This window comes from Synechococcus sp. OH2, assembly GCF_047462155.1.
Lineage (GTDB): Bacteria > Cyanobacteriota > Cyanobacteriia > Thermostichales > Thermostichaceae > Thermostichus.
In genome coordinates this window covers 1-3071 of record NZ_JANSIR010000079.1, presented here as the reverse complement: position 1 = coordinate 3071, position 3071 = coordinate 1, and the positions used below count along the sequence as shown (strand labels likewise).

General features: G+C 60.0%; 3 protein-coding genes and 1 pseudogene. 3 read left to right on the top strand and 1 reads right to left on the bottom strand.

The features are described from left to right. Both NW835_RS06790 and NW835_RS06785 read left to right on the top strand, forming a co-directional pair. Positions 1-305 (top strand): annotated as a pseudogene (locus NW835_RS06790) (hypothetical protein); the annotation flags it as partial. Further along, positions 302-1000, top strand: a complete 699-nt coding sequence (locus tag NW835_RS06785; RefSeq protein ID WP_414414867.1) for an ATP-binding cassette domain-containing protein — start codon at positions 302-304, stop codon at positions 998-1000. The pseudogene NW835_RS06790 and the gene NW835_RS06785, both read left to right, overlap by 4 nt. 513 nt (positions 1001-1513) lie before the next feature. On the opposite strand, the gene NW835_RS06780 is transcribed toward NW835_RS06785, so the two are convergent. Next, positions 1514-2110, bottom strand: coding sequence for a chromophore lyase CpcT/CpeT (locus NW835_RS06780; protein ID WP_414385604.1), 597 nt, complete (start codon positions 2108-2110; stop codon positions 1514-1516). Positions 2111-2235: 125 nt separating this feature from the next. On the opposite strand from NW835_RS06780, the gene rlmN reads away from it, so the two are divergent. Next, a partial coding sequence (gene rlmN, locus NW835_RS06775) for a 23S rRNA (adenine(2503)-C(2))-methyltransferase RlmN (RefSeq protein ID WP_414414866.1) occupies positions 2236-3071 on the top strand: 836 nt, incomplete at its 3' end.

The following is a 3071-nucleotide window of genomic DNA, read 5'->3' as shown; positions in this document are numbered from 1 at the left end:
GAATCAGTCAGGAGGCGCTATCCCTCCCCACCGTCTATACGGTGGGGAATCCCGCGCCTTACGTTGACAGGCAACCGGTTCGCATCGACAGCCCTGCAGCAGCCATTCGCCGGGGCATCGGCATGTTGCACCAGGATCCCTTGGATTTTCCTTCTCTGACGGTGCTGGAAAACTCTGGAAAACTTTATATCGTCAGGCAGCGGGGCGCTTGGGTTTGGGGCTGCGAGAGAGCCGAAAACGTCTCCGAAAAGCCTGTGAAGAGTTTGGCTTCAACCTCAACCCGGATGAGGCTATCGGCAGTTTGACGGTGGGGGAACGGCAGCAACTGGAGATGCTGCGGTTGCTCTCACTGGGGATCAACACCTTAATTTTGGATGAGCCGACGACGGGCATTTCTGCGGCGCAAAAAAGATCTTTTGTTGATCTTTTGTTTGCGGCTTTGCGTCGGCTGGCAGAGGAGGGCAAGTCGGTGATCTTCGTCTCCCACAAGCTGGCCGATGGGGAATGCTTTTGCGATCGGGTGACGGTGATGCGGCAGGGGGAAGTGGTGGAGGAGCTGACTGTGAAGGGTGAAGACATTTCCCTGCCGGAACAGCGGCTGATCGATTGGATGTTTGAGCGGGAATTGGCGCCCCTGGCTCGGCCCCCCTCTCTGCAAAGAAGGGCAAATCCCCTGTTGGAGTTACGCTCCCTGGTGGTGCGGCATGAGCCGTTTACCTTGGCTTTACCGGATCTGGCGGTGCAGCTGGGGGAAGTGATTGGGTTGGCCGGTTTGGAGGGCAGTGGGCAACGCTCTTTCCTGCTCACCTGGGCAGGGTTGTTGCCGCCCAGGCAGGGCCAGATTCTCTTGGCAGGGCGGGAGATGACCAGGCCGTCCTTACGGCGACCATCTGCGCTCTGGGGTGGGGTTTTCTCTAGCGGATCGGCTGCGAGAAGGGCTGATCCCTGGCTTGACGTTGCAGGAGCATTTTGCCCTCCAGCAGCGGGATCCCTGGATTAACTGGGCTCTGGCCCGTCAACAGGCTGAGGCGGCCACCGAACACAGCGGGGCAGCTTGGTAGCCCCGTACTCAGCGCTCCGCGCCGCTGACGCGAGTAGTACAGTGCAGAAAAGCCCGCTCGCGTTAGCGGGACGTAGTCCTTAAGCAACTTGAGTCGCTCGCCAATGCTATAACAAGCAAGTACCCACCCCGGTGAAAGACCTGGACAGTGCTGTAAGTCACAAGTAAGCGGAACCTTGAGACTGGGTTCCAGGGAGCCGTCTAGGGGGGTCTTGACAGCGCCTTTGCGAGTCTATCTGTGGACTGCGTAAGAATCCCCCGACTAAAGTCAGGGGTGACAATTCGGCGTTCGCGGTCACCTCTACAGCAGGGTGGAACAACTCTCGGGGGGCAGCCAGCAACGCAGCCAGTTGGCCCTATTGCCCGCACTGGCCTGGGGATGGATGGGCTGCACCCTGCTGCTCTTGCTCGGGGATGGGATCCTTGCCTTCTGGGTTTGGACGGGGGGCTAACTTAGCTCCAGCGGGGCAAGTAGCAGGAAAAATCCTGTTTCTTAACAAACCGAAAGGGCCCGGAAAGGGATCCCCAGACCACTTGATCCGTTTCCGGGTCGCGGCCCTGATCCAGGCTGTGGAAGTAGTCGGCCCCAATCTCGAACTCGCTATAGAGGTAGGTGGTTCTGCCCTTGCGCTCGACGATACAGCCTTTGCCGGGCACGCTGCGGCCCCGGTAGCAGGATCCCGTCCACTCCACCTGGGTTACACAGCCGGGCAAGAGTTCCAGCTCTGCCGCCGTCAGGCCGGCCAATTGCTCCAAGTTCCGACCGGCACATTTGTAGACCTCTGGAGAGGTCAGGGCATAGTTTTGGATGCGGATCCCGTCGGGGGTCTCGAAGAGATGGATGACCCGCTGCCGGTAGGGCTGGTCGGGGTAGATATCGTACAGTTGCTCCACGTAAAACCCTATCCCCTGAAACACCGACCACGGCAGGGGGCATTGGTAGACGTGAATGTTGGCAAACCAAACCGGCTCGGCCATCGCCTGGTGCAGATTGTTGAAATGTCCGGCCATCCAGGTAGCCAGTTGGGCCAGTTGCGGCGAAACCGACATAGCGCGGGCAAAATCCTAACCAAGGGCAAACCTATTATTATCCAAAACGCTCGTCCTAGCTGCCAAAGCAAGCCTTCAGGGCCGCGAGCTAGAGTAGAAGGATGCAATCCGTTGCCACTTGGCCTATGTCTGCGGCACCTCTTCCTCTGCTGGGGCAATCTTTGGCTGCCTTGAAAGAGTGGGCAGTTGAGCAGGGGCAGCCGGCCTACCGCGGGCAACAACTGCACACTTGGCTCTACCAAAAAGGGATCCGCTCCCTGCAGGAAGTGACGGTCTTTCCCAAAGCCTGGCGCGAGGCGCTGCAGGATTATCCTGTGGGGCGCTCCCAGGTTGTGCAGCGGATAGAATCCCGCGACGGCACCGTTAAGTTGCTGCTGCAGCTAGCAGATGGGGAGTTGATCGAGACGGTGGGGATCCCAACCGCCAAGCGGCTAACTGTCTGCGTTTCCTCCCAGGTGGGCTGCCCCATGGCCTGCAACTTCTGCGCCACTGGCAAGATGGGCTACCGGCGCAACCTCAAGTTGCACGAAATCCTGGATCAGGTGTTAACGGTGCAGGAGGACTTTGGCCGCCGCGTCAGCCACGTGGTCTTCATGGGTATGGGGGAGCCCCTGCTCAACCGCGACACCGTGGTGCAGGCCATCCGCCGCCTCCACCAAGATATCGGCATCGGCCAGCGGCACATTACCCTTTCCACCGTGGGCGTGCCCCGGCAAATTCCCTGGCTGGCAGAGCAGAATCTGCAAGTTACCTTGGCCGTCAGCCTGCATGCCCCCAACCAGGAGCTGCGGCAGCAGTTGATCCCTTCTGCAGCCCACTACCCCCTAGAGGCCCTGATCCGGGATTGCCGCGACTACATGCTGCGCACCGGGCGGCGGGTCAGCTTTGAATATACGCTGCTGGCTGGGGTCAACGATCTGCCCCTCCATGCCCGCCAACTGGCGCGTCTGCTGCAGCAGGC

What these genes read in the sequence shown, in the direction of transcription:
- NW835_RS06780 (WP_414385604.1), bottom strand. Translation starts at nt 2,110, where the DNA reads ATGTCGGTTTCGCCGCAACTGGCCCAACTGGCTACCTGGATGGCCGGA.